The organism is Gordonia araii NBRC 100433 (assembly GCF_000241265.1).
Taxonomy (GTDB): domain Bacteria; phylum Actinomycetota; class Actinomycetes; order Mycobacteriales; family Mycobacteriaceae; genus Gordonia; species Gordonia araii.
Genome location: NZ_BAEE01000004.1, coordinates 1 through 22,815, shown reverse-complemented (window position 1 = coordinate 22,815; position 22,815 = coordinate 1). Strand labels below are relative to the sequence as shown.

Here is a 22,815-nt window from a genome sequence, read left to right as displayed (position 1 = left end):
GATACACCCCAGTCGCTGCGCTCCTGGGGCACTCGACCACCGTGGGTTCGGGTGGCGAGTTCGTGTTGCGGGGTCTCGATACGCCCGACTCGGCTAGCGCCTCGCCGGGCACTCGACCACCGTTGGGGCGCGAGGCGATGCCAGTGTGGGTGGTCGAGTGAATCCGAGCGAAGCGAGGATTCGTATCGAGACCCGGTGAGACGACGTCGTCGACGCGACCGGCACCGATGGTCAGTCGAGCAGCTCGACGATCGTCGCGTTGGCCATGCCGCCCGCCTCGCACATGGTCTGTAGGCCGTAGCGGATGCCGTTGTCGCGCATGTGATGCACGAGGCGGGTCATGAGGATCGCGCCGGAACCGCCGAGCGGATGCCCGACGGCGATCGCCCCGCCGAGCGGGTTGAGCGCGTCGTCGCCCGCGCTCGTCTCGGCCTGCCACGCCAGCGGAACCGGCGCGAACGCCTCGTTGACCTCGAACGCGCCGATGTCGGTGATCGACAGTCCCGAGCGTTCCAGCGCCTTGTGCGTCGCGGCGATCGGCGCGGTCAGCATGATGACCGGATCATCGCCGGCGAGGACGGCGGTGTGGATGCGGGCCATCGGCGTCCAGCCCTGTTTGCGCGCATACTCGCCGGTCGTGACCAGCAGCCCGCCGGCGCCGTCGGAGATCTGCGACGAGTTGCCCGCCGTGATCACCCCGTCCTCGTCGAAGGCGGTCTTCAGACCGGCGAGCTTCTCGACGGTGGTGCCGCGGCGCAGTCCCTCGTCGACGGCGAGTTCGTCGAGAGCGACCAACTGCCGGTCGAAAGCGCCGGAGTCGATCGCCGCGGCCGTCCGCTCGTGGGAGCGCGCCGAATACTCATCGACCTGTGCGCGCGACATGCCCCACTTGCGCGCCACCATCTCCGCGCCGATGCCCTGGTTGAAATCGTCGACGCCGTAGCGGTCGAGCACCGATGCCGGATACGGCTCACCGCCGGCGCGTGCCGATCCCATGGGCACACGAGACATGGATTCGACACCGCCGGCGATGGCCAGGTCATATTGACCGGAGATCACACCGGCGGCGGCGAAGTGCACGGCCTGCTGTGCCGATCCGCACCGGCGGTCGACGACGGTCGCGGGAACCGATTCCGGCCAGCCTGCGGCCAGCACGCCGACGCGGCCGACACTGCCCGCCTGGTCGCCGACCTGGCCGACGCAGCCCCAGACCACGTCGTCGACCGAGGCCGGATCGAATCCGTTGCGCTCGGCGAGCGCGGTCAGCACTTTCGCCGAGAGGTCGCCGGGATGGATGCCGGCCAGCGAGCCGTTCCGCTTCCCGATCGGGGTCCGTACCGCGTCGACGATCACCGCATCTCTCATACGGCCATTGTGGCACCGGTCACGTTCGGCTCAGCCTTGCGGGTCCTTGAAGTAGACGAGCTGGTGCGTGGTGGCGAGCAGGACGTCGCCGCCCCAGAGCTGACCGTCCTGATCGAAGTGACCGTTGCCGAAGCGAGCGGCCCGCGCGGTGCCGAGAACGTGGCCGCTGCCGTGGGCGGCGAGCTCGTCGGGGGTGGCGTGGAAGTAGGTCGTCAGCGTGATGGTCCCGGCCGGCATGTAGGTGCCGTGGCGCAGGAAGACGCGCGGGAAGAAGGCGTCGGCCATCGAGGTCAGCGACGGGTAGTCCAGCGGGCGTTCGGGAAGGTCGCGCAGCCAGACTGTCGACGTGGAGTCTTCGCTCTTACCGTCCTCGAGACCGCCGACCACGAACCGCTTGTCGTAGTTGCGCGCCCACGCGATGAAATCGGGGAAGTCCACCGCCGCAACGGATTCCGGGTCCGGCGCGTCGGGTCGCTGTGCCTCGGTGTCGGCCCACGTCTCGCGGTGGATCCCGAACACGGCGCTGCCGGTGGAGACCACCGACCCCTCCTGCTCAATGGTGAACGTCCAGTGCTGGTTCGTCCGGTTGGTGCGCACGATCACCGGGCGCAGGTCCCAGGTGCCGTTCGCGACGGGAGCCGCGTAGTTGATGGTCAGTGCGAGCGGGTTGCCGAGGATCTCGGGGTGCTGCTGGAGGGCGTTGATGACGGTCGCGGCCGTGATGCCGCCGAACGGGCCGACCATGTTGTCGTATGCGTCGTGGGTGGTGGCGTGGAAGACACCGTCGGGCTTGGCCGCGACGGCGATCGCTTCGTCGAACACGTGGGTCATGATTCGACCCTAGTGTCCGGTGCGGCCGAGGTTTGAGCGGCATCGGGCTGGTGGCCAGGCCTCGGCCGAAGCCCGGGAGTCCTTGGGCGGGCGGCGGCTACCCGGCGGTCGCTGCGCGGTCTTCCTCGCCCATCGTGTCCTCGAGTTCGGCGGGGGAGTAGTCGAGGTCGATCTCGGCGGGCGGGCGGCCGCGCGCCGATTCGATGGCGCCGAGCCGGCGCTGGGCGCGGTCGGCGGCGTAGGTGACGAACTCGTCGTTGTCGATGCCGAACGGCGGTTCGTCGAAGCGGTCGTTGACCCAGGTGATCATGTCGAGGGCTATCGGCAGCAGTTCGCCCATCCGTTCCATCACGACATCCCAGAGCGAATCGTCGGCAGCGACATGGCGTCGACAGGTGAACGTGCCCCACGCCATGTGCCTGCGTTCGTCGTCGGAGATGTGGCTGATGAGGTCCTGCATGCCGTGCAGTATTTGGTTGTCGGCGCAGACCTTGTTCCACGCGTAGTAGCCGGTCAGGGCGAGGCTGCCCTCGATGACGTGGTTGTAGGTGACGCTGGCACGGACCTGGTTGCGCGGCGACGGGTCGTCGCGCAGGATGCCGAGCGACTGGGGCAGCTCCTCGTAGAAAAGCTTGCGGTAGTGCGGGTTCTCGGCGACGTAGGGATGCAGGTCGTCGGTCAGGCCAACGGCGTCCATCCAGAGGCGGAAGCCCTGCGCGTGCTTGGCCTCCTCGAGGCAGAACTGGGACAGGTACATCTCGTCGCCGAAACGGCCCTCGGCCGCCATCGCACCGATGAACGGCTGGATGTCTTCGGTGACCGCTTCCTCGCCCGCGACGAATTGGGCGACGAGGTAGCAGGCGCTGCGCCGCTGCTCGTCGTTCAGGCCGTCCCAGTCGGCGGCCTCCTTGGTGAAGTCGAGGTCGGCGGGATTCCAGGTCTTCGCGTTGCCCTTGGTGAACAGTCGCAGCGGGAAGGACTCCCAGTGCAGGCCGCCGGAGCGCAACGATGCGAAACCGTCTCGTAGTTCGGCTGGTGATTGGGCTGTGGTCATGTCGCGACGATAACCACGTCGAGCAGCGCGGCGTGCCGGATCGGCCGAGTCAGTCGAAGGTGCCGTCCACGTAGAACCACTGTCCGTTCTCGCGGACGAATCGGGATCGTTCGTGGAGGACGCCGATCGTGCCGTCGGGAGTGAGGTAGGTGGCGCGGAACTCGACGATGCCGGTGTCGTCGTCGGGTCCGCCGCCTTCGGTGTCGACGATCTGCAGACCGCGCCAGACCGGATTGTCCGAGAGGTCCAGCGAGTCGGGGCGCGTCGAGGAATGCCAAGTGGTGAGCAGCCAGTCGCGGTCGCCGTCGCGGAACGCCGCGAACCGCGACCGCATCAGTTCTTCCGCAGTTGCCGGACCGGTCACGCGTGGCAGACTACCCGCGTCCTTCCGCCGAGTGGGCACCTCACCTGCGCCGAGTGGGCACCTCAACCCCGCCGAGTGGGCACCTCACCCACGCCGAGTGGGCACCCCGCCTGCGCCGAGTGGGCACCCCAACCCCCGCCGAGTGGGCACCCCAACCCCGCGGTTGAAATCTCGGTGAGCGTGGGCTTCCCGGAGCAGTGGCGTCGGCAGCAGGATCGGAGCATGAAAGTGGCGGCGATAGCGCGTCGGCGGCGTTGACCGCCGTGGTGCTCGGTGCGACACCCGTAGCGGCTGAGCCTCCACGTCCGGACCCCGATCAGCCCGCGAACGGCCGGTCCGCGCCGGGATACCGAACCGAGCACACGGTGACGCCGCCGTTCTCGCCGATCCAGGTGCCGCCGCCCATCGTGACCGGTGGCGACGCCCGATCGCGGACCGTCGTGTACCGGGCGTATCCATTCCTCGCCGATTGGCTGCACCGCGCGATCGGACGTCAGCCCTGGGAGGTGCGCGGCGCTGCCCGGCTCACTTTCGTCAACCCTGTCGACGGCAGGACGGTCGTGATCAATCCCAACGGGCACTGCGATTTCACCGACGGTCAGCACTTGGGAAAGGGGCGCGCGTTGGAGCCGATCGTGGTCGACGCGGGAGGATTCGCGGTGCGGATCGAGCCGCGGGCCCATCGGCTGTAACGATGGACTGATGATCGACTATCCGGAGCTGGCCGGACAAGCACGGGAATTGCTCGCCGGCGAGTCCTACCCCGTGGCCAACGCTGCCAACCTCTCGTCGCTGGTGTTCCACGCACTGCCCGAGGTGAACTGGGCGGGTTTCTACTTCTTCGACGGGACTGAACTGGTCGTCGGCCCGTTTCAGGGCAAGCCCGCGTGCGTGCGCATCCCGCTCGACCGTGGTGTGTGCGGTGCGGCCGCGCGGACACGGGTGACTCAGCTCGTCCCTGACGTGCACGCCGTGGCCGACCACATCGCCTGCGACCCCGACAGCCGGTCCGAGCTCGTGGTCCCGATCGTCAAGAACGGCCAGCTGCTCGGCGTTTTCGACATGGACAGCCCGGTCACCGGTCGTTTCTCCGACGACGACCGGCGCGGCATCGAGCAGATTGTGGACGTCTTCGTGGCTTCCTTGGCCGACGAGGCGCCGCTGATTCCTGATGCGTAGCGGGCATCCGACGGAGCCCGACTATTCACAGGTTCACGGTGTCAGGCCGGGCCCTTTGATGAGCGGGAGGTCGAGGGTGGTGCGGATGCCGGGCGGCCCGTCGACGATGGCGGGGATCGCGTTCACGATGCGCCCGGCCCCGGCGACAATGGCCGCGTGGTTGTGGTCGCCCCGATTGCTCGACGGAATGATCTCGATCTCGTACGACGGCTCGCCGGCGATCTCGACGCGATAGCAGCCGCCTCCCTTGGACGGGCGTTGCCAGTCGGGGCGCAGATCGGGGCGCAGACGAGTCACATGTTCGATGACGATGGCCGGCTTCCCGTCGACCATGCCGCAGATCTCGAAACGCACCGCGGCGCGCGTTCCCTTCTTGATCGTGCCGGCGGCGATCTCGAAGGTTTCCGGTGCGGGTTCGCTCTCGTGATGCTCGACAACGTCGTCGATCGTCACACCGAAGCCGTCGGCGAGGATCTGCAGCGTCGTTCCCCACGCCATGCCGAGGATGCCGGGCAGGAACAGCATCGGCGTCTCGTCGAGGGGTTTGCCGAAGCCCATGACGTCGAACATGACCGTGCTGCCGTCGTAGGTGGCGTAGTCGGCGAGTTCGAGGCAGCGCACCTGCGTGACGCGCTGGCAGGTGCCGGCGAAGGCGAAAGGAATGAGGTCGTTGGCGAAACCGGGGTCGACGCCGCTGATGAAGATCGAGGAGTCGTACTCCTTGGTGGCGGCTTCGATCTTGTCGATTGCCTTGGCGGGCATGACATTCCACGGGTACTGCAGGCCGCCGGGCGCGGAGCCGACGACGTCGATGCCGGCGGACAGCAGGGTGAGGCAGTCGTTGAAGGATTCGATCGGCCGGGTGTCGCCCATGGCGCAGTAGACGGCGCAGTCGGGCTTCGTCGCGATGAGTTCGTCGAGCGAGCCGACGGCCGTGATGCCGGTCGTCGTGTCCAGGCCGGCGAGTTCGCCCGCGTCCCTGCCGACCTTGGCGGGCGTCGAAACGCATACTCCGACGAGTTCGAACCGCGGATCCTCGATCAGTTGGGTAAGGGCGAGTCGACCGACGTTCCCGGTTCCGACGTGTGCGACGCGGATGGCCATGTGGTTTCCCTTCTCGGCGAAGAACAGGCAGGTCCGGGCGTTTCCGCAGGTAGATGTACATCTGTCCGGACTACTGTCCAATTCAGTAGACCACAGATCGGTAGAACGTGTTCTCATTTTTGGTTTTGCGGGGTACCGTTGCTCGCCATGGGACGCGTAGACGACAAAGTCGCACTGATCACCGGAGGCGCTCGGGGCATGGGTGCCGAGCATGCGCGGGCTCTCGTCGCCGAGGGCGGGAAGGTCGTCGTGGGCGACATCCTCGACGACGAGGGCAAAGCGCTGGCGGAGCAGATCGGACCGTCGGCGCGATATGTCCACCTCGACGTGACGAGCGAGGACGATTGGGATGCGGCGATCAAGACCGCGGTCGACGAGTTCGGCAAGCTCAACGTCCTGGTCAACAACGCCGGCATCGTCAACGGCGCGCCGATCGAGAAGTTCCGCATCGACAAATGGCGCCAGATCATCGACGTGAACCTGACCGGGACGTTCATCGGCATGGTCAAGTCCGTCGACCCGATGAAGGAAACCGGCGGCGGGTCGATCATCAATGTGTCGTCGGTCGAGGGGTTGCAGGGCAGCCCGTGGGCGCACGGCTATGTCGCGTCGAAGTGGGGGGTGCGTGGTATCGCGAAATCGGCGGCTTTGGAGTTGGCCCCGCACAACATCCGCGTCAACTCGATCCATCCGGGCCTCATCCGCACCCCGATGACCGAGAACATCCCCGACGGCATGATCAAGATCCCGATGGGGCGCGCCGCCGAACCGTCGGAAGTGGCGACCTTCATCGTCTTCCTCGCCAGCGACGAGTCGTCGTACGCCACCGGCACCGAGTTCGTCATGGACGGCGGGCTGACAGCGGGCGAGGCGCCGTAGCGACGGACTAGCAGACCAAAGATCGAAGGAGCTTCCCATGGCCTATCAACTCATCTGCCCCTGCGGGCGCAACATCACGTCGCTCAGCGACGAGTTCGTCGGCGACGTTCAAGCACATCTCGCCGCCGAACACCCCGGACGCAACTACTCGGCCGACGACATCATGTCCATGGCGATGGAAGTCTCCGACAAACTGGTGACGCCGAAGTCCTAGTGCCGTAGCGAGTCGGCGCTACCCATCACGAGTCGATAAGCGATGGAAGGCTCTCAGCCCACGCGTCGGTGATTCGCTGGATCGGGGCGAGTCGGTCGGGAAAGTCCTTGTGCCGTGGCATCTCTGCGGTGAGGCCGAACCGAAACTGCCACCTCCCCGTCGGGGAAAACAGACATGCTGCGACGACGTCGAAGGCGTCGGCTGGGTAGAAGCGGGAGGCTGGGTCACCTTTGGAGGCGCGGGTCTTCTGCACCTCGACCTTGAACTCCCCGCCAGCAGTAGCCTTGGGGCTCGCGTTCTTGCATTCGACGCGCACGAAGGTGCCGTCGTCGAGAGTGACGTCGAAATCGTGCATCGCATCGACATCGAGCCGGTCGACCGAGGCGACACCGGGAGCATCGGAGAGTTGTTTCTCGAGGTGGTACTCGGCGACCCCACCGCGCACTGCGACGGAAAGCCGGTTGCGGCCGCCGATGATGTCGAGGATCTGTTCGCCGGTGAGTGCGAACTGTTCTTCGAGCACGTGGCGCGGCGTCGGCTCGTTCGGGAGGGCGCGATCGGCCATAGCAATCGCGGTGCTGAACCGCAGTGGCGGGTCAAGGCGAAGGGCGGTGGCCCGACGCTCCAGACGGGCATAGTCGATGAGCCGGTCGGATGTGAACGCGACGACGGTCTCCAAGCTCGTGGGCGAGCGCGCCTCGGAGCGTTTGGTGCCGCTTCGATTGACCTTCTCCCATACGTGCCAGCCGGTCTGTTTCGCCTCTTCGATATCGGCGTCCTTCGCATAGAACGAAATTCCCATGGGCAATGGGTCCCAGAGGTTGGCGTCCAGCCCGAGCATCACCTCGTCGTCCAGATCGATGCCTACGATCAGAGTGACGTCGACACCCGCCGGATCGCGGCCGACGGGGTGCTCTCGCTTCCAACTCTCGTCGGAGCCATACCGAAGCTGGCCTCGGATCTCGTCGGACGGGCGATTCCGGATCGTGTTGCGAGTGATCCGGAACGGGTAGACCAGCATCCCGATGCGTTCGTCGGAGTCGATCTGTACGCCCAGGTAGACCGGTGCGCGGCCGGGATTGCTGGCGTAGAGCACGCGGCCACCAGACTCCTCAATGGCGCGTTGCAGGAAGCGATGGAGGTCGGAACGGCCTTGGACCCGATAGACCTCGCCGTAATCGCGACCGGCCAGCTTATCTTCCATAGCGTCCTTCTGATAGAAAACTCGCGCACCCGAGCGCGATGGGCATGTCGGAGGGCGCTGACAGACTGGTCTCGACGATACTGGTAAGACGCGCCACGCTCCGCCGACGACGAGCCGAGCGACCTGATGGACTGAGGTGACGAGATGGGTGAACGGCTCCCGGTGGTGAGCCTGTTTTCTGGCGCGGGAGGGCTCGATCTTGCTGTAGAAAGAGTCGACGCGGAACCCTTGGAGTCGTCTGATCGAGGGGACGGGCTGCTGAGCGTGTCGGTCGCGACCGACTACAACGACGCGGCTCTGCAGACGCTCAAGGCGAACTTCCGTGAGACCAGGACGCTCACCGGTGACATCCGCAAGGTCTCGACCGAGCAGATTCTCGACACAGCTGGCCTGCGGCCCGAGGAGCCCGTTCTTCTCGTCGGAGGTCCGCCGTGCACGCCGTTCTCCAAGTCGGGATTCTGGCTGGAGCAGAAGCGGGAGAGCCGAGACCCCAACGCTTCGTTGCTCGACGAGTATGTGCGCGTGGTACGGGACGCGCGGCCCGAGGCCTTCATTTTGGAGAATGTTCAAGGCTTGACCTACAAGACGCACAGAGGGCAGTTCGAACGTCTACTCAAGGGGCTGGGCGAACTGGGATACAACCCGCAATGGAAGGTACTGCTCGCGGCCGATTATGGCGTACCGCAGCTGCGACGCCGGGTGTTCGTCGTCGGACGGCGTGATGGTGAACCGTTCGAGTTCCCCGAGCCGACGCACTCCGGGTGGAGTGAGCACACGCGAACCTTCGACGTCAGCAAATTGCCGTATGTGACTGCATCGCAGGCGTTCACAGGTTTGCCGAGGCTGGTGCGCGTTCCCGATGACCAGATCGTTGACGGTCGGTACGGACAGCTCGCCGCGGAGGTCCCTGCCGGACAAAACTATCTCTGGCACACCGAACGTTACGGCGGTCGCAATCGCTTCGAATGGCGAAGCCGCTATTGGACATTCCTGCTGCGGCTCGACCCAAACCGGCCATCGACGACGCTCCAGGCTCAGCCGGGCCCATGGGTCGGTCCGTTCCATTGGGAGAACGTCCAGAATTCGGCTGGGGACGAGCGTGCTCGGCGACTTGGCATCGACGAGATGCTTCGGTTGATGTCGTTCCCCGACGATTTCAGGATCGGCGGGACCCGTGCCGACGTTCAGCGGCAGTTGGGCAATGCGGTTCCGCTCGAGTTGGGTAAGGCGGTTGTCCGCGCGCTGATGACTCAGCTCGGCTATCTGGAGCGGGAGGGCATGTCCCGCGAGGTGGTAGTCGCGTAAGGACGACGCGATATGAAGAGTCGTTCCACTCCGCCTTCCGGCTCGGTCGGATCCGACGGCGCCGATCGGCGAACCTGGGAACCCCCTGGGAGGTCGGTTCGAGGGTGCTTTAGGCCATTCCCTTGTGTCAGGGGTGCGTGCCAGCCTTGAGGTACACAAAGCGACTCGAGGAAGGCACGTCATGTCTATTCGGCACACCGGAAAGCACAGCATCGTTGCCACGCCCTCGTACCGCGTTCACCGTCGGACGACGGTGATCCTCTCAGCGATCGTGGTCAACCTGTCGTTGATCGTGATGATCGTCGCCAACCAGGTCTACTTCAACGAGACCGGTGGCACGCTGATCCCAGGCATCTCGCTGTAACTCCCTGCGCAGTGAGAACTGCGGCGTCCCCGGAACCCTTGGAAGAAGGCTCCGGGGCCGCCGTGCTTTCGGTGCCCAGTCGGCGGGGGTGAGGTGCCCACTCGGCGCGGGTGAGGTGCCCAGTCGGCGGGATGGCGGGAGGGCTCAGCGCCGCCTGCGCCCGGCGGCCGACAGCATGTCGCCGAGCTCCGTGAACTTCACGCGGGGCCGTCCCTGAGGAGTTCCGGCAGCCACCTCGCGCCGGTCGATCTTGCGCATACCTCGATAGCCGACGACGGCGCGGTTACGTCGCCGCAGCAACGCGTCGAAGGCGTCGGGCTCCGCGGTGGACCGCGCGAGCCGATCGTTGACCGCGTCGTCGATGAACCGCTCGACCGTCGAGATCGCCTGTTTCTTGTTGGCGCCGATGCCGCCGGTGGCGCCGCGCCCGGCCCAGCCCAGGACGTAGGAGCCCGGGATCACCGCGCCCTCGTCATCGACGAGTCGGCCGTCGATGTTGGGGAACACGCCCTTCTCCTCGTCGAAAGGGAGACCCGGAATGGGCGTGGCGCGGTGGCCGATGGAGCGCACCAGCAGGTCGGCGGCGATCTCGTGGTCGCGCTCGCCGGTCCGCACGGTCACCGACTGGAGGCGACCGTTACCGGTTGCCGCAACGGGGGAGGTGTTGAAGAGGAAGACGATGCGACGCTGCTCGGCATGCGAACCCAGGTCGGGCAGCGGTCCGTCGGCCTCGTCGTGGACGACGACCGTCACGCCGGGGATCACCGACAGGGCCCGGTACTCGGCGTCGGTGTAGGCGGCGGTGTCCTGGCCGCGCCGACCGAGAATGATCACTTCGCGAATGTTCTGGTGCCGCAACAGTTCCAGTGCCCGGTCGGCGATGTCGGTGCGCGCCAGCAGGTCTGGCGGCGACACCAGGATGCGGGCGATGTCGAGCGCGACGTTGCCGGTACCGACGACGACAGCGCGGCCCGAACCGTCGTCGGGAATCGGCGGGCCGTCGGCGCCCGGCACGGCGTTGTACCAGGCGACCAGATCACTGGCGGCGACCGATCCGGCGAGATCCTCGCCGTCGATCCCGAGGCGTCGCGATGCCGACGCGCCGATGGCGTAGAAGACGGCATCGAAGTGCTCGGCCAGCTCGGCCGGAGTCACCTGGCCCTCGCCGTCGCCGACCTCGACATTGGTCGCCATCGTCACGTGCGGATCGCGGTAGAGGAGGTCGAAGGTCCGCATCACGTCCTTGGTCGACGGATGGTCCGGCGCGACGCCGGCGCGGACCAGGCCGCCCGGCGTCGGCAGTTTGTCGATCACCGTCACTTGCGCGCGGGTGCGATGGAGCAGCGTGCGCAGCGCATACCCGCCCGACGGCCCCGTGCCGACGACGGCGACGCGCAAACCCTTTGGCAGGCGAGGAATTTCGGGATAGACGATGTCATTCCATCCGGACGAGATGTCCGGGTTGTTCTTGTAGTAGTCGGCGTTGATGTCGACGAAGATCTTGTCCCGCTCACCGAGATTGTCGGCGGGGAAGATCGCATTGACCGGGCAAGCGTCGGCGCACGCGCCGCAGTCGATGCACGCCTCGGGATCGATGTGGAGGATGTCCGAGGTTCCGAAGCCGCGCTCTTCGGGCGTCGGGTGAATGCAGTTCACCGGACATACGGAGACACAACCCGCGTCGCTGCAACACGACTGGGTGATAACGAAAGGCATGGGTGCTCCCTTAGAGCATGTGGACCTTGCGGTAGATCCGCATGGCCGGCTTGGTCAGGAGGCCGACGTCGTCGAGGAACTCCATCAGATGCGAGCAACTGCTGCGGATCATCGAGTGGAAGTGCTCGTTGCCGGCAGCCTCGCGGCGGGCACGCTCGACGTCGAGGCCGGCGTCGGCGTAGGCCTGCGGTCGGATCAGGCTGTTGACGATGAACGACGCCCCGCCGGCGACGTAGAGCGCACTCCACCGACGGCGGATCGGTCCGACGCTCTTCATGGCCTCGCGCACCTCTTCGCGCGCGAACTTCATGTGGCGCGCCTCTTCGAGGACGTGGATCTCGTTGACGGTGCGGATGAACGGGAGCACGCGGTCGTCGCGCATGCAGCCGCGCTGGAAGACGTCGAGCACCTCTTCGGCGACGAGGATGCCGGCGTAGGCGACCTCGTCCTTCGCGGTCGCCTTGAAGAACTTGCCGAGACGTCCGACGGTGCGGCTGGGCTTGTACGACTTGCCGACCATCTTCTCCGACGCCTTGGCGAACATGATCGAGTGGCGGCACTCGTCGGCGATCTCGGTCAGGGCGAACTGGAACTCGGGAGTGTGGTACTCGCCGAGGTACTGGTCGCGGATCACCATCTCCTGCAGGATCATCTCGAACCAGATCCCGATGCACATGATGGATGCGAACTCGTGGCGGGTCACCGAGACGCGCTGCTCCTCGGTGAGTTCCTCCCAGTAGTCGGTGCCGTAGAGCGACGACCATTCGGGGCTGCACCCGTACTTGTCGGGGTCCATCGGCAACGACCAGTCGATCTCGGTCATCGCGTTGCGCGACAGTCGTGCGGCCGACGCCACCAGCCGTTCGGAGACCTGGTCGATCCCCTGGTCCTGCAGGCTGATGACATTGTCGTCAGGCAGGTGGGTTGTCGTGTTGGCGTCGTGCTCCATCGCTGCGGTCATGGGACCCTCCGTCGCACCGTGCTGCCGAATGTACGACAGCAGTTAATGTAACAACATCTATTGTCACGGTAGCAGGGTGCGGGTGGTCCGTAAACACCGTTTGATACTTAGGTCACATCGGCGCCGGTCAGTGGTGGCGATGCGGCCAGGGCCGTGTTCTCGTCGTCGGTGAACACCCGCGAGCGCGAGAGGAACCGCACTCCTTCCGGTGCCTCCAGCGAGAACCCGGCGCCCCGGCCGGGCACGACGTCGAGGATGAGCTGCGTGTGCTTCCAGAGTTCGAATTGGTCGCCGCCGATCCAGACTCGGACGACCGGCAGCGGGTCGGGCAGCTCGACCTCGCCGACGAGGACGTCGCGCTGGCCGATGCGATACTCGCCGACGGGGTAGCACATCGGTGCCGACCCGTCGCAGCAGCCGCCGGACTGGTGGATCATGAGGCCGCCGTGGAGCTCCGACAGCTTCGTCAGGAGCTCCACGGCAGAGTCGGTGGCAACCACGCGCTCCGGGGTGGTTGAGGCGCACATCGGCTTAGAAGAAGCCCTTGGCGGACTGCGCGTAGCCCACCAGCAGGTTCTTGGTCTGCTGGTAGTGCTCGAGCATCATCAGGTGGTTCTCGCGCCCGATGCCGGACTGCTTGTAGCCGCCGAACGCCGCGTGCGCCGGGTAGTCGTGGTAGGTGTTCGTCCACACCCGGCCGGCCTGGATGTCGCGGCCGGCCCGATAGGCGACCGCACCGTTGCGGCTCCACACCCCGGCGCCGAGACCGTACAGCGTGTCGTTGGCCGTCGTGATCGCGTCGTCGTAGTCGGTGAACGACGTGACCGCGAGCACCGGCCCGAAGATCTCCTCCTGGAAGATCCGCATGCCGTTGTTGCCCTCGAACACGGTCGGCGCGATGTAGAAGCCGTCGGCCAGATCGCCGCCGAGGTCGACGGGCTCGCCGCCGGCGAGGACCTTCGCCCCCTCCTCCTTGCCGATCGACAGGTAGGACTTGATCTTCTCGTACTGGTCGCTGGAGGCCTGTGCGCCCATCATCGTCGACACGTCCAGCGGGTTGCCCTGCTTGATGGCCTTGACGCGGGAGATGGCCTTGTCGACGAACCCGTCGTAGATGCCCTTCTGGATGAGCGCGCGACTCGGGCAGGTGCAGACCTCGCCCTGGTTGAGGGCGAACATCGTGAAGCCCTCCAGCGCGCGGTCGAGGAATCCGTCGTCGGCGCTCATCACATCGTCGAAGAAGATGTTCGGGCTCTTGCCGCCGAGTTCCAGGGTCACCGGAATCAGATTCTCCGACGCGTACTGGCTGATCAGGCGCCCGGTCGTCGTCTCGCCGGTGAAGGCGATCTTGCGGATCCGGTTGCTCGACGCGAGCGGCTTGCCAGCCTCGACGCCGAATCCGTTGACGATGTTGACCACGCCGTCGGGCAGCAGGTCGCCGATGATGCTGAAGAGGTACAGGATCGACGCCGGCGTCTGCTCGGCCGGCTTGAGCACCACGCAGTTGCCGGCGGCCAAAGCCGGCGCGAGCTTCCACACGGCCATCAGGATCGGGAAGTTCCACGGGATGATCTGCCCGACGACGCCGAGCGGTTCGTGGAAGTGGTAGGCGACGGTGTCGGGGTCGATCTCGGAGATCCCGCCCTCCTGGGCCCGGACCACGCTGGCGAAGTAGCGGATGTGATCAACGGCCAGCGGGATGTCGGCGGCGAGGGTCTCGCGCACGGCTTTGCCGTTGTCCCAGGTTTCGGCGACGGCGATCTTCTCCAGGTTTTCCTCGATCCGGTCGGCGACCTTGAGGAGGATGTTCGCTCGTTCGGTGACCGAGGTCTTGTTCCACGTGGGCGCGGCGGCCCAGGCGGCGTCGAGGGCGAGGTCGATGTCCTCGGCGGTCGACCGGGCGACCTCGCAGAACGTCTTGCCGTCGACGGGCGACGGGTTCTCGAAGTACTGCCCCTTCACCGGCGGCACCCACTTGCCGCCGATCCAGTTGTCGTAGCGCGACTCGTAGCTCATCACGGAGCCCTCGGTGCCGGGCTTGGCGTATACGGTCATTGTCCGCTCCTTTGCGTATCCACTAGTGAGGTGGATCACACGCTACGAGCAGGGCCGTTGCATCGACGTTGCATGTGCGTGGAGGGTGGGCTTGGCCGTGCGGGTTGGTCTCGATACGCCGCCTCGCCTTGCGGCTCGGCGGCACTCGACCACCCAAAGATGGTCCGGCCATCCGGCACGGTTGGCCTCGATACGCCCGCTCCTTCGTCGCGGGCACTCGACCACCAATGGCGGCGGCACTCGACCACCCAGGGGCACTCGACCACCGAAGGACGGTTCGGGTGGTCAGCGGGATAGGCGGCGGTCGAGCAAGCGTGCTCGACCGGCAGCACGCGCCCGACCGGCATGGCCGGGCGGCAGGATCCGGGCGAGCTGCGCCCACGCGGTGAGGTCGTCGCGGCCGAGCGGCGAGGACACCCACATCTCCAGCGCGGCCTCGTCGCATGCGGCGACGAGATGCGAGCGCAGGTCGACGAGGAGTTCGTCGTACAGTTCGGCGATCCCGGGCGCGAGCGACTCGGCGAGCAGACCGCCGCGTCCCAGCCCTCGGATCGCGGCGATGAGCTCGCCCTTCTCGATGTGGCGCCGCGCGTCGTCGACGTCGGATTCGATGTCGGAGGTGAGACGGTACGGCCGTGACTCGACGAGGTCGCCCAGGCCCCGCCGCAGGCGTGAGATCTCGGCGCGTACCGTCACGGCACCCAACTCGTCGTCGGCGAGCATGCCCGCGAGCTGTTCGGTGGTGAGACCGCGCGGATACGCCTGCAGGAGCAGCAGGATCTCGGCGTGCCGGCGGGTCAGTGGCCGGTCGGTGCCGTCGGCTCCGACCCACCGCGGGTGGCCGTCGTCGAGGACCGTCAGCCGAGGCTTGCCCGACGCGGCGGCCGGCGCGAGGTCGACGGCGGTCGCGGCCAGCTCGCGCTCGACGGCGGCGACCACCGACCGCACGGTGGTCAGTGCGAACGGGGTGGATGCGACGTGGCCGCCGGTGATGTCCAGGACGCCCAGCAGACCGCCGGTTTGCGGGTCGTGGATCGGTGCCGCCGAGCAGTTCCACCGCTGCACGGGTCCAGCGAAGTGCTCGGGCCCGACGACCTGGACGCTGCGGTCGATCGCCAGCGCGAGGCCAGGTGCGTTCGTGCCGACGACCGTCTCGCTCCACACCGAGCCCTCGACGAAGTTGATGCCGGTGGCCTTGGTGCGCGCCGAGCGGTCGCCGTCGACCCACAGCAGTCGGCCGCGCGCGTCACCGACCGCGACGACGGCGCCCGTTCCGTCCAGGTCGTCGACGAGCAGCGACTGGATCAGCGGGCGCACCGTCGACAGGCGATGGGCGGCGCGGTAGCTACGGAAGTCCGCGTCGTCGTCGCCCTCCGTGCTGACAGTGACCGGGTCGATACCGACCGCGCGAGATCGGATCCACGATTCGCGGACGAGCGAACGGACTGATCCCTCCGGCGGGCGAATGCCCGAGAGGAAGGCTTCGTACGCGCGGCGAACCCGCGTGGGAGAAGCGGCGCCGTTGCCCATCGGGAGTTCCTTGCTGCGGAGGGTTACCTGCGATTGTGCAACGATGCTGTGACCTGGGCAACATTGGGGTGCTGACTGTTGTCGGTTTGACGAGTGTCAAGCTGTGTACCAACTCAGAAGATGGGGGCGTCGATCGTGAGCGACGACAAGTACGGCCTGTCCCGGCGCCAGGCGATCATCGTAGGCGGGTCGGCCGCGCTGGCCGGTTCCCTCGCCGGCGCCGGGCCGGCCACCGCGGGGCCCCGACAGGTCGCCGACGTCATCGTCGTCGGGCACGGCCTCGCCGGTCTGGTCGCCGCTTGCGAACTCGCCGACGCCGGCCGCAAGGTGCTGATCGTGGACCAGGAGTCGGGGGCGAATCTCGGCGGTCAGGCGCACTGGAGCCTCGGCGGGCTGTTCTTCATCGACTCTCCGGAGCAGCGGCTGATGGGAGTGCGCGATTCGCTGGCCGCCGCGCGCCGGGACTGGTTCACCACCGCGGGTTTCGACCGCGCTCCGCACCGGCCCGACGGGGAGGACTATTGGGCGCGCCGGTGGGCCGAGGAGTACCTGGAGTTCGCGGCCGGCGAGAAGCGCGCGTGGCTCGCCGGCATGGGCGTGGTGTGGGTGCCGGTCGTCGGATGGGCCGAGCGCGGCGACGGAAGCCCCGGTTCGGTGGGCAATTCGGTTCCCCGGTTCCACATGACCCTGGGCACCGGACCGGGCGTCGTGGAACCGTTCGAGCGCCGGATCCGCGCTCATCAACAGGCCGGTCGGGTCCGGTTCCGCTTCCGGCACCGAGTCGACGGGTTGACCACCTCGGGCTCGGCGGTGACCGGCATCCGGGGGACCGTGCTCGCGCCGAGTGCCGCGCCGCGCGGCGTGAAGAGCAACCGACGAGCGGTCCGGTCCTTCGAACTCCACGCGCCGCTGGTGATCGTCGCGTCCGGCGGGATCGGCGGGAACCAGGACCTCGTGCGGCAGAACTGGCCGGCGCGGCTCGGGACGCCGCCGTCCTTCATGATCACGGGCGTCCCCGCACACGTCGACGGTCGCATGCTCGGCATCGCCGAGGACGCCGGCGCGCGCCTGGTCAACCGCGACCGGATGTGGCACTACACCGAAGGGCTGCGCAACTACGCGCCGATCTGGCCGGGCCACGGCATCCGCGTTCTCGCCGCTCCGTCGTCGATGTGGTTCGACGCGCGCGGCCGCCGCTTCCCGTCGCCCGGAATCCCCAGCTACGACACTCTCGGCACGCTCGAACTCATTCGGCAATCCGGGTACGACTACTCGTGGTTCGTGCTCAACAAGCGCATCATCGAGAAAGAATTCGTGCTCTCGGGGTCGGAGCAGAATCCGGAGCTGACCGGCAAGAATCTTGCCGCCTATCTCGCCAGCCGCGCCCTCGACGACGTCCCCAAGCCGGTGCAGGCGTTCCTCGACCGCGGCGCGGATTTCGTCCAGGCCGGCGGCATCGGCGAACTCGTGCGCAAGATGAACCGGTTGGCCGGGGACTCGCTGATCGACGCGGCCGCGTTGCGCAGGCAAATCGTCGCGCGCGATCGGGCGGCGATGGACCCGCACTCACGCGATCCCCAGATCCGCGGGATCCGGCGATCGCTGAACTATGTCGGCGACAACCTGGTCCGCACCACACCGATGCACCGCATCCTCGATCCCGCGGCGGGACCGTTGATCGCGATCAAGATGAACATCCTCACCCGCAAGACGCTGGGCGGTTTGCAGACCGACCTGTCCGGCCGGGTGCTGGGCGGCGATGCGAAGCCGATCCCCGGGCTGCTGGCCGTCGGCGAGGCCGCCGGATTCGGCGGCGGCGGCGTCCACGGCTATCGGGCACTGGAGGGCACTTTTCTCGGTGGATGCCTGTTCACCGGGCGCCGGGCCGGGCGCGCCGCGGCCCGGATGGTCTGAGCGCCGCGCTGCACGCCGGTACTGCCGATTCGTTCAAGACGCCCGTCGGCACGTCGACGATGCTGGTGCCATGAGCACAAGGAAAGACACCAACATCTGGCCCGGACTCGCCTACGACAACCCGCTCGCCGCCCGCGAGTGGCTCACCAGACTCGGCTTCGAACCCGGAATTCTCGTCGAGGGCGACGGCGACGGGGAAGTGCAGCATTCGGAGATGTGCTGGCCCGACGGCGGACGCGTCATGGTCCATTCGTCGGGACCGGCACGTCCGTTCCCGTGCGTCGCGGGAGCGGGCAACGTCTACGTCGTCGTGGCCGATCCCGACGCGGTCTACGCCCGCGCCGAGGAAGTCGGCGCGACGGTGGTGCGCGACATGGCCGAGGAGGATTATGGGTCCAGAGGATTCTCCATCGCCGACGCCGAGGGAAACGTATGGAGCTTCGGGACGTACGCGGGTTGACCGGCATCGAGGTCAATCCGTACCGGATCGTGGGTGCTGAGCCAGGAGAGCACATCGGCCTGCCGTCGTCGACGGTGACGCTCATCGTCGACCTCGCCAGCGGGCTGAACCTCAGCGAGCCAGAGCAAGCGCGGGTGCGTACCTTTCGCTGCTGCCTCGGCGGCATGCATCTGCGGCCGGTGACCATCCACCACGACGGAACACAGATCGGCATCGCGCTCGGCCTCGATCCGGCCGCGGCGCGGACGCTGTTCGGTGTCCCCGCCGGTGAGCTGTGGAGCACCAATATCGAACTGGACGCCGCCGCGCCCGGTCTGGCCCGCCGACTCTACGACGAGACCGGCGCGGTACCGCACGAGCAGCGGGCGGCCGTCGCGAAACGAATCGTCGCCGAGGTCGCGCGCTCGTCGTCGTCACCGCCCGCCAATCCCGATGCCGAGCACGCGTGGCGCGTGATCCAGCAGACCAGGGGCGCGATCACCGTCGCCGAGCTGGTCGAGCGGTCCGGCTGGTCGGCGCGCCGGCTCACCGGGGTGTTCACCGCCGAGTACGGCGCCGGCCCGAAGCAGGCCGCGCGCCTGGCGCGCTTCGATCATGCCCGTGAGCGGCTGGAAGCCGGCGAGGCCATCGCCGCCGTCGCCTTCGCCTGCGGCTACTCCGACCAGTCACATCTCACGCGTGAGTTCACCGCCATCGCCGGTCACCCGCCACGGGAGTTTCTGGCCGTTCGCGCCGCCGAGTTCAGCGGCGCAGCGCAGGCGAGTTGACCGGAGCGGTCAGCGGTAGCCCTGCGCGTAGCGGCGCTGGAAGCGTTCGACCCTACCGGCGGTGTCCATCAGGCGCTGCTCGCCGGTCCAGAACGGGTGCGATTCGCTGCTGACCTCGACCACGACGAGCGGATAGGTGTTGCCGTCGGACCACTCGACGGTCTTGTCGGAGTTGATCGTCGACCGGGTCAGGAATTCCGATCCGGTCGCGGCGTCGCGGAACACGACGGGGTGGTAGTCGGGGTGGATGCCGGGCTTCATCGGTTGTCCTCTCGGTTGGTCAGTTCGACGTCGACCGCGCGCGGCAGGTCGTCGCAGGGGTCGGAGTGGGCGAGGCCGAACGGGTCGTCGAAGGACAGCCAGTTCGCTTTTCCGACCGCCATTTCCTCGTCGGTCAAGCACGCCTCGCTCAGTGCCTGGCGGATCTCGTCCGGCTGACCGGGGCGGTGGGCCAGGATCGCCATGGAGGTGTGACGGTCGCCGTAGTGGTCGTCCCAGCGCAGCGCGGCGAGCGCCCGCAGTTCGGGATCGACGGCGGCGAGTTCGTCCTCGGTCATGGCGGCCAGCCACGGTGCGCCCTCGGCGACGCGCAGGCCGCCACCGGCCGATTCCACCCACAGTGCCGAATCGGGCTGGGTCGCCAGCCACATGCGGCCCCGGGAACAGACGACGCCCTCGAGGAGATGATCGATCGCTTCGTGCAGCCGAGCCGGGTGGAACGGCCGATCGGACTCGAAGGTGAACAGTTCGACGCCGCAGTCGGAGTCCAGCGGCGGCTCACCGCGCAGCAACGGGTCGTGCGGGGTGTCGATGTGTCCGCGGCGCGAACCGGCGGGAATCGCCGAGAGCAGTTGAACGGCGAGCATCGTCGTGATCGGCCGCTGGGGAATCTCCATGATGATCGGCGCCGACGGGGCGAGTCGCTTCAAGACCGCGGTGAGACGCGCGGACGCCCAGGCGTCGCGCATGGCGGCGTCGCAGCCGACGATGACGAGCGCATCGGCGAAGGCGACCTGGCCGACGGCGACCTGGGCGAGGGTGCGCTCGTCTTCGTCTCCGGTCGTCGCCGAGAGGCCGGCTTCGGCCATGGTGGTGTCACCCGTTGCGGCCTCTAGCCAATCGGCTTCGTGGATGCAGGCGATGGTCGCGTCGATCCGTACGTCCTCGCCGGCCGGGGCGTCGGGGAGGCCCGGCATGTCGGAGACGATCGCTTGGTCGATCGCCCAGCTGAGGGCCTCGGGTTCCAGGGCGGAGTCCAACTGCAGCACGATGCGCTCCACCGTGTCGCGGCGGTGCAGCTGGCGCAGCAGCGGCAGCAGGTCGTTGCGCAGCGTGCAGGAGATGCAGCCGTGTTCGAGGAGCAGAACGCTCTGGTGGGCGCGTTCCTGGCCATCGTCGTCGACGGTGCGCAGCGTGCGCCGGACGCGGCCGAGGTCGAGCTCGGTGAGGTCGTGGTGGACGACGGTCGTGCCCGGAACGAGGAGTGCGCCGGCCGACCGCGCGACCGCGTCGGCGTCGAGTCCGGTGACGAGCACGATCGGAGTGCGCCCATCACCACTGTTGGGAACGATTTTCATTTGCACGCTTCTCAAGGTAGCGTGAGCCGAGCGCTATTGCGAATCGTTGTCAATAGCAGTCAGTTCCGAGCAGGAGGTTGCCATGTCAGCGCGGTGCCAGGTCACCGGTCGCGAACCCGGATTCGGCAAGCAGGTGTCGCACTCGCATAAGCGCACCTCGCGCCGGTGGAATCCGAACATCCAGCGCCGGCGGTATTTCCTCGCCAGCGAGGGCCGCTATGTCACGCTGCGGGTCTCGGCCAAGGGGATCAAAACAATCGATCGTCGCGGTATCGAGGCCGTCGTCGCCGAGATCCGGGCCCGAGGGGAGAAGGTCTGATGGCCAGCACCGATATCCGCCCCGTGGTGAAGCTCAAGTCGACGGCTGGCACCGGCTACACGTATGTGACGCGCAAGAACCGTCGCAACGACCCCGACCGGCTGGTTCTGCGGAAGTACGACCCGATCGTCAAGCGCCACGTCGACTTCAAGGAGGAGCGCTGATGGCGAAGAAGTCCAAGATCATCAAGAACGAGCGGCGCAAGGAGATCGTGGCGCGCTACGCCGACGTGCGGGCCGAACTCAAGCGGACCATCGCCGACCCGGCAGCCGATGCGGCGCAACGCGCGGAGGCCCGCCGCAAGCTGAACGCGCTGCCGCGCGACGCGAGCCCGACCCGGGTGCGCAACCGCGACGCGATCGACGGCCGGCCGCGCGGGTTCATCGGCAAGGCCGGTGTCTCGCGCGTGCGGTTCCGCGAACTCGCCCACCGCGGGGAGCTCCCCGGCATCCACAAGTCCAGCTGGTAATCGAAAGGCACTCTCCCATGGGTAAGTCCACGTCTCGTCGGCGCTTCGAGTCGCCGGCCAAGCGAGTCCCCAACAAGCTCGACGCGCTGCGCCAGAAGAACGGTGTGGCGCCGGTCATCGACTACAAGGACACGGCGCTGCTGCGCCAGTTCCTGACCGATCGCGGGAAGATCCGCAGCCGTCGCGTCACCGGTCTCACGCCGCAGCAGCAGCGTCAGGTCGCGACCGCTATCCGCAACGCGCGCGAAATGGCGCTGCTGCCTTACAGTTCGGGGCGCTAGCCCGGCTACGCTCCGAGAGTGAGTTCGGAGAGTGAGGCGACCAGACGCGCCGAAACAGTCCTGGGCGTAACGCGGGTCGTCGGTCACGTCGGTTGGTGGACATTCGTTGTCGCCTGCTTGCTCGTCCGATCGCCATCGAGCGGCCAGCCTCGCCGCTACGCCGACTACTTGCCGGTGGGGGATTCCGGGTGGACCGCCTACGTCCCCCTGACCGACGCCGTGGCGGGGATGCCACCCGATGGGTTCGCGGCGAACAACGCCTTGACCACCGTCGCGATGTTGGCGGCGGTGGTCACGGTGGTGGCGGCGGTGACGGAGGCGTGGCTGGGGCGCGACTGGTTGACCGGAGCCCTCACCTGCCTCACGCCCGTGATCGGCGGATTCCTGGTCGCCGCGGGTGCCGATGGCGGCATCGGTAACCATCGCCTGGACTGGTGGGTTGTGCTGGTGCTGGTATTAGTCGGCGTCGCGGTGCGCGAGGTGTGGAGTCGGGGGCTGGCTCCGACTCGACTCGCTCCTGGCGATCGTCCGGGCTGACGGGCCATCGCGCGGGCGTCGGGTCCGTCAGCTCCCCGACGAGCCCATCATGTCCTCGGCGAGGGCGGTGTCCGGGACGGGCGGCAACGGTCCGTCGATGCGAGCGCCGACTGCCTTCATCAGGATTGGCCACGCGTGGATGAGTTCGTCGCGCCAGTACTCCCACCGGTGGGTGCCCGATGCCTTGACGCTGCCGTGGAACGGAATGCCGAGTTGCTTGAGACGCGCGGTCATCCGACCGGTGCAGACGGCACTGCCGAATTCCAGGAAAGCGCCTTTGACGGTGGTGTCGAGCGGGTCGGCGGCGACCTTGTTGTAGCGGCCGGGCATGCCGCTGCCCGCGGAGATGTAGACGGCTTTGCCGGC

The 22,815-nt window shown here is 67.4% G+C and carries 27 protein-coding genes and 1 pseudogene; 14 read left to right on the top strand and 14 right to left on the bottom strand.

Features of this window, described 5'->3' with window-relative positions; all coding sequences use genetic code 11:
• Positions 1-231 precede the first annotated feature (231 nt).
• The 4 genes from GOARA_RS00280 to GOARA_RS00265 all read right to left on the bottom strand — a co-directional run bounded on the left by GOARA_RS00280 (position 232) and on the right by GOARA_RS00265 (position 3,614).
• Positions 232-1,365, bottom strand: coding sequence for a thiolase family protein (locus tag GOARA_RS00280; RefSeq protein WP_040521272.1), 1,134 nt, complete (start codon positions 1,363-1,365; stop codon positions 232-234).
• Positions 1,366-1,395: 30 nt separating this feature from the next.
• On the bottom strand, positions 1,396-2,196 hold the full coding sequence (locus GOARA_RS00275; protein WP_007320267.1) for an acyl-CoA thioesterase: 801 nt from the start codon (positions 2,194-2,196) through the stop codon (positions 1,396-1,398).
• A gap of 97 nt (positions 2,197-2,293) precedes the next feature.
• Positions 2,294-3,250: a R2-like ligand-binding oxidase gene (locus GOARA_RS00270; RefSeq protein WP_040521270.1), complete on the bottom strand. Its 957-nt coding sequence runs from the start codon at positions 3,248-3,250 to the stop codon at positions 2,294-2,296.
• Between the two features lie 49 nt (positions 3,251-3,299).
• Positions 3,300-3,614: a YchJ family protein gene (locus GOARA_RS00265; protein WP_280985217.1), complete on the bottom strand. Its 315-nt coding sequence runs from the start codon at positions 3,612-3,614 to the stop codon at positions 3,300-3,302.
• Positions 3,615-3,811: 197 nt separating this feature from the next.
• On the opposite strand from GOARA_RS00265, the gene GOARA_RS19590 reads away from it, so the two are divergent.
• On the top strand, positions 3,812-4,306 hold the full coding sequence (locus GOARA_RS19590) for a hypothetical protein (protein WP_138947462.1): 495 nt from the start codon (positions 3,812-3,814) through the stop codon (positions 4,304-4,306).
• A 10-nt stretch (positions 4,307-4,316) separates the two neighbouring features.
• Positions 4,317-4,793 (top strand): free L-methionine (R)-S-oxide reductase MsrC, encoded by a 477-nt coding sequence (gene msrC, locus GOARA_RS00255; protein ID WP_007320263.1) that lies wholly within the window; start codon positions 4,317-4,319, stop codon positions 4,791-4,793.
• A 33-nt stretch (positions 4,794-4,826) separates the two neighbouring features.
• Here the strand turns inward: msrC and GOARA_RS00250 are convergent, their stop codons facing one another.
• The gene (locus GOARA_RS00250) at positions 4,827-5,897 is read right to left on the bottom strand and encodes an NAD(P)H-dependent amine dehydrogenase family protein (RefSeq protein WP_007320262.1); all 1,071 of its coding nucleotides are present in this window, start codon (positions 5,895-5,897) and stop codon (positions 4,827-4,829) included.
• Positions 5,898-6,044: 147 nt separating this feature from the next.
• On the opposite strand from GOARA_RS00250, the gene GOARA_RS00245 reads away from it, so the two are divergent.
• Both GOARA_RS00245 and GOARA_RS20060 read left to right on the top strand, forming a co-directional pair.
• On the top strand, positions 6,045-6,776 hold the full coding sequence (locus GOARA_RS00245; protein ID WP_040521266.1) for a glucose 1-dehydrogenase: 732 nt from the start codon (positions 6,045-6,047) through the stop codon (positions 6,774-6,776).
• 37 nt (positions 6,777-6,813) lie between these two features.
• The gene (locus GOARA_RS20060; RefSeq protein ID WP_007320260.1) at positions 6,814-6,990 is read left to right on the top strand and encodes a hypothetical protein; all 177 of its coding nucleotides are present in this window, start codon (positions 6,814-6,816) and stop codon (positions 6,988-6,990) included.
• A 25-nt stretch (positions 6,991-7,015) separates the two neighbouring features.
• Here GOARA_RS20060 and GOARA_RS00240 read toward each other — a convergent pair whose 3' ends face one another.
• The gene (locus GOARA_RS00240) at positions 7,016-8,194 is read right to left on the bottom strand and encodes a hypothetical protein (RefSeq protein ID WP_007320259.1); all 1,179 of its coding nucleotides are present in this window, start codon (positions 8,192-8,194) and stop codon (positions 7,016-7,018) included.
• Between the two features lie 144 nt (positions 8,195-8,338).
• Here GOARA_RS00240 and GOARA_RS00235 point away from each other — a divergent pair, with 144 nt between their 5' ends.
• Both GOARA_RS00235 and GOARA_RS19585 read left to right on the top strand, forming a co-directional pair.
• Positions 8,339-9,499 (top strand): DNA cytosine methyltransferase, encoded by a 1,161-nt coding sequence (locus GOARA_RS00235; protein ID WP_007320258.1) that lies wholly within the window; start codon positions 8,339-8,341, stop codon positions 9,497-9,499.
• A gap of 181 nt (positions 9,500-9,680) precedes the next feature.
• Complete coding sequence (locus tag GOARA_RS19585) at positions 9,681-9,863, top strand: hypothetical protein (protein WP_007320257.1); 183 nt, start codon at positions 9,681-9,683, stop codon at positions 9,861-9,863.
• Between the two features lie 144 nt (positions 9,864-10,007).
• On the opposite strand, the gene GOARA_RS00230 is transcribed toward GOARA_RS19585, so the two are convergent.
• The 5 genes from GOARA_RS00230 to GOARA_RS00210 form a co-directional block, all read right to left on the bottom strand.
• The gene (locus GOARA_RS00230; RefSeq protein ID WP_007320256.1) at positions 10,008-11,579 is read right to left on the bottom strand and encodes an FAD-dependent oxidoreductase; all 1,572 of its coding nucleotides are present in this window, start codon (positions 11,577-11,579) and stop codon (positions 10,008-10,010) included.
• A 10-nt stretch (positions 11,580-11,589) separates the two neighbouring features.
• A complete protein-coding gene (locus tag GOARA_RS00225; RefSeq protein WP_007320255.1) occupies positions 11,590-12,540 on the bottom strand; it encodes an AurF N-oxygenase family protein in 951 nt (316 codons plus the stop codon).
• A 107-nt stretch (positions 12,541-12,647) separates the two neighbouring features.
• Positions 12,648-13,067: a DUF779 domain-containing protein gene (locus GOARA_RS00220; protein WP_007320254.1), complete on the bottom strand. Its 420-nt coding sequence runs from the start codon at positions 13,065-13,067 to the stop codon at positions 12,648-12,650.
• Between the two features lie 4 nt (positions 13,068-13,071).
• Entirely contained in the window at positions 13,072-14,595 is a 1,524-nt protein-coding gene (exaC, locus tag GOARA_RS00215) for an acetaldehyde dehydrogenase ExaC (RefSeq protein WP_007320253.1), read from the bottom strand.
• Positions 14,596-14,880: 285 nt separating this feature from the next.
• Positions 14,881-16,125: a hypothetical protein gene (locus GOARA_RS00210; protein ID WP_007320252.1), complete on the bottom strand. Its 1,245-nt coding sequence runs from the start codon at positions 16,123-16,125 to the stop codon at positions 14,881-14,883.
• A gap of 120 nt (positions 16,126-16,245) precedes the next feature.
• On the opposite strand from GOARA_RS00210, the gene GOARA_RS00205 reads away from it, so the two are divergent.
• The 3 genes from GOARA_RS00205 (at position 16,246) to GOARA_RS00195 (ending at position 19,266) form a co-directional block, all read left to right on the top strand.
• The gene (locus GOARA_RS00205; protein WP_007320251.1) at positions 16,246-18,039 is read left to right on the top strand and encodes an FAD-binding dehydrogenase; all 1,794 of its coding nucleotides are present in this window, start codon (positions 16,246-16,248) and stop codon (positions 18,037-18,039) included.
• Positions 18,040-18,109: 70 nt separating this feature from the next.
• The gene (locus GOARA_RS00200; protein ID WP_007320250.1) at positions 18,110-18,499 is read left to right on the top strand and encodes a VOC family protein; all 390 of its coding nucleotides are present in this window, start codon (positions 18,110-18,112) and stop codon (positions 18,497-18,499) included.
• The gene (locus tag GOARA_RS00195; RefSeq protein WP_007320249.1) at positions 18,472-19,266 is read left to right on the top strand and encodes a helix-turn-helix domain-containing protein; all 795 of its coding nucleotides are present in this window, start codon (positions 18,472-18,474) and stop codon (positions 19,264-19,266) included. Before GOARA_RS00200 ends, GOARA_RS00195 begins: the two co-directional genes overlap by 28 nt.
• 9 nt (positions 19,267-19,275) lie before the next feature.
• Here the strand turns inward: GOARA_RS00195 and GOARA_RS00190 are convergent, their stop codons facing one another.
• Both GOARA_RS00190 and mrf read right to left on the bottom strand, forming a co-directional pair.
• Positions 19,276-19,527 (bottom strand): type B 50S ribosomal protein L31, encoded by a 252-nt coding sequence (locus GOARA_RS00190; RefSeq protein WP_007320248.1) that lies wholly within the window; start codon positions 19,525-19,527, stop codon positions 19,276-19,278.
• Positions 19,524-20,843, bottom strand: coding sequence for a ribosome hibernation factor-recruiting GTPase MRF (mrf, locus tag GOARA_RS00185; RefSeq protein ID WP_007320247.1), 1,320 nt, complete (start codon positions 20,841-20,843; stop codon positions 19,524-19,526). Before mrf ends, GOARA_RS00190 begins: the two co-directional genes overlap by 4 nt.
• A gap of 82 nt (positions 20,844-20,925) precedes the next feature.
• Between mrf and rpmB the strand changes: the two genes are divergently transcribed.
• Genes rpmB through GOARA_RS00160 form a run of 5 tightly spaced genes read left to right on the top strand, consistent with a single transcriptional unit; the run spans position 20,926 to position 22,449 of the window.
• Positions 20,926-21,162 carry a 50S ribosomal protein L28 gene (gene rpmB, locus GOARA_RS00180; protein ID WP_007320246.1) on the top strand — a complete coding sequence of 79 codons (237 nt, stop codon included), beginning with the start codon at positions 20,926-20,928 and terminating at the stop codon, positions 21,160-21,162.
• Positions 21,162-21,326, top strand: a complete 165-nt coding sequence (gene rpmG, locus GOARA_RS00175) for a 50S ribosomal protein L33 (RefSeq protein WP_007320245.1) — start codon at positions 21,162-21,164, stop codon at positions 21,324-21,326. The genes rpmB and rpmG overlap by 1 nt, the downstream gene beginning before the upstream one ends.
• Positions 21,326-21,631 (top strand): 30S ribosomal protein S14, encoded by a 306-nt coding sequence (gene rpsN / locus GOARA_RS00170; protein WP_007320244.1) that lies wholly within the window; start codon positions 21,326-21,328, stop codon positions 21,629-21,631. The genes rpmG and rpsN overlap by 1 nt, the downstream gene beginning before the upstream one ends.
• 17 nt (positions 21,632-21,648) lie before the next feature.
• Positions 21,649-21,912: a 30S ribosomal protein S18 gene (rpsR, locus tag GOARA_RS00165; protein ID WP_007320243.1), complete on the top strand. Its 264-nt coding sequence runs from the start codon at positions 21,649-21,651 to the stop codon at positions 21,910-21,912.
• An 18-nt stretch (positions 21,913-21,930) separates the two neighbouring features.
• The gene (locus GOARA_RS00160) at positions 21,931-22,449 is read left to right on the top strand and encodes a hypothetical protein (protein WP_040521264.1); all 519 of its coding nucleotides are present in this window, start codon (positions 21,931-21,933) and stop codon (positions 22,447-22,449) included.
• A gap of 27 nt (positions 22,450-22,476) precedes the next feature.
• Here the strand turns inward: GOARA_RS00160 and GOARA_RS20055 are convergent.
• Positions 22,477-22,815, bottom strand: a pseudogene (locus GOARA_RS20055) (hypothetical protein); the annotation flags it as partial.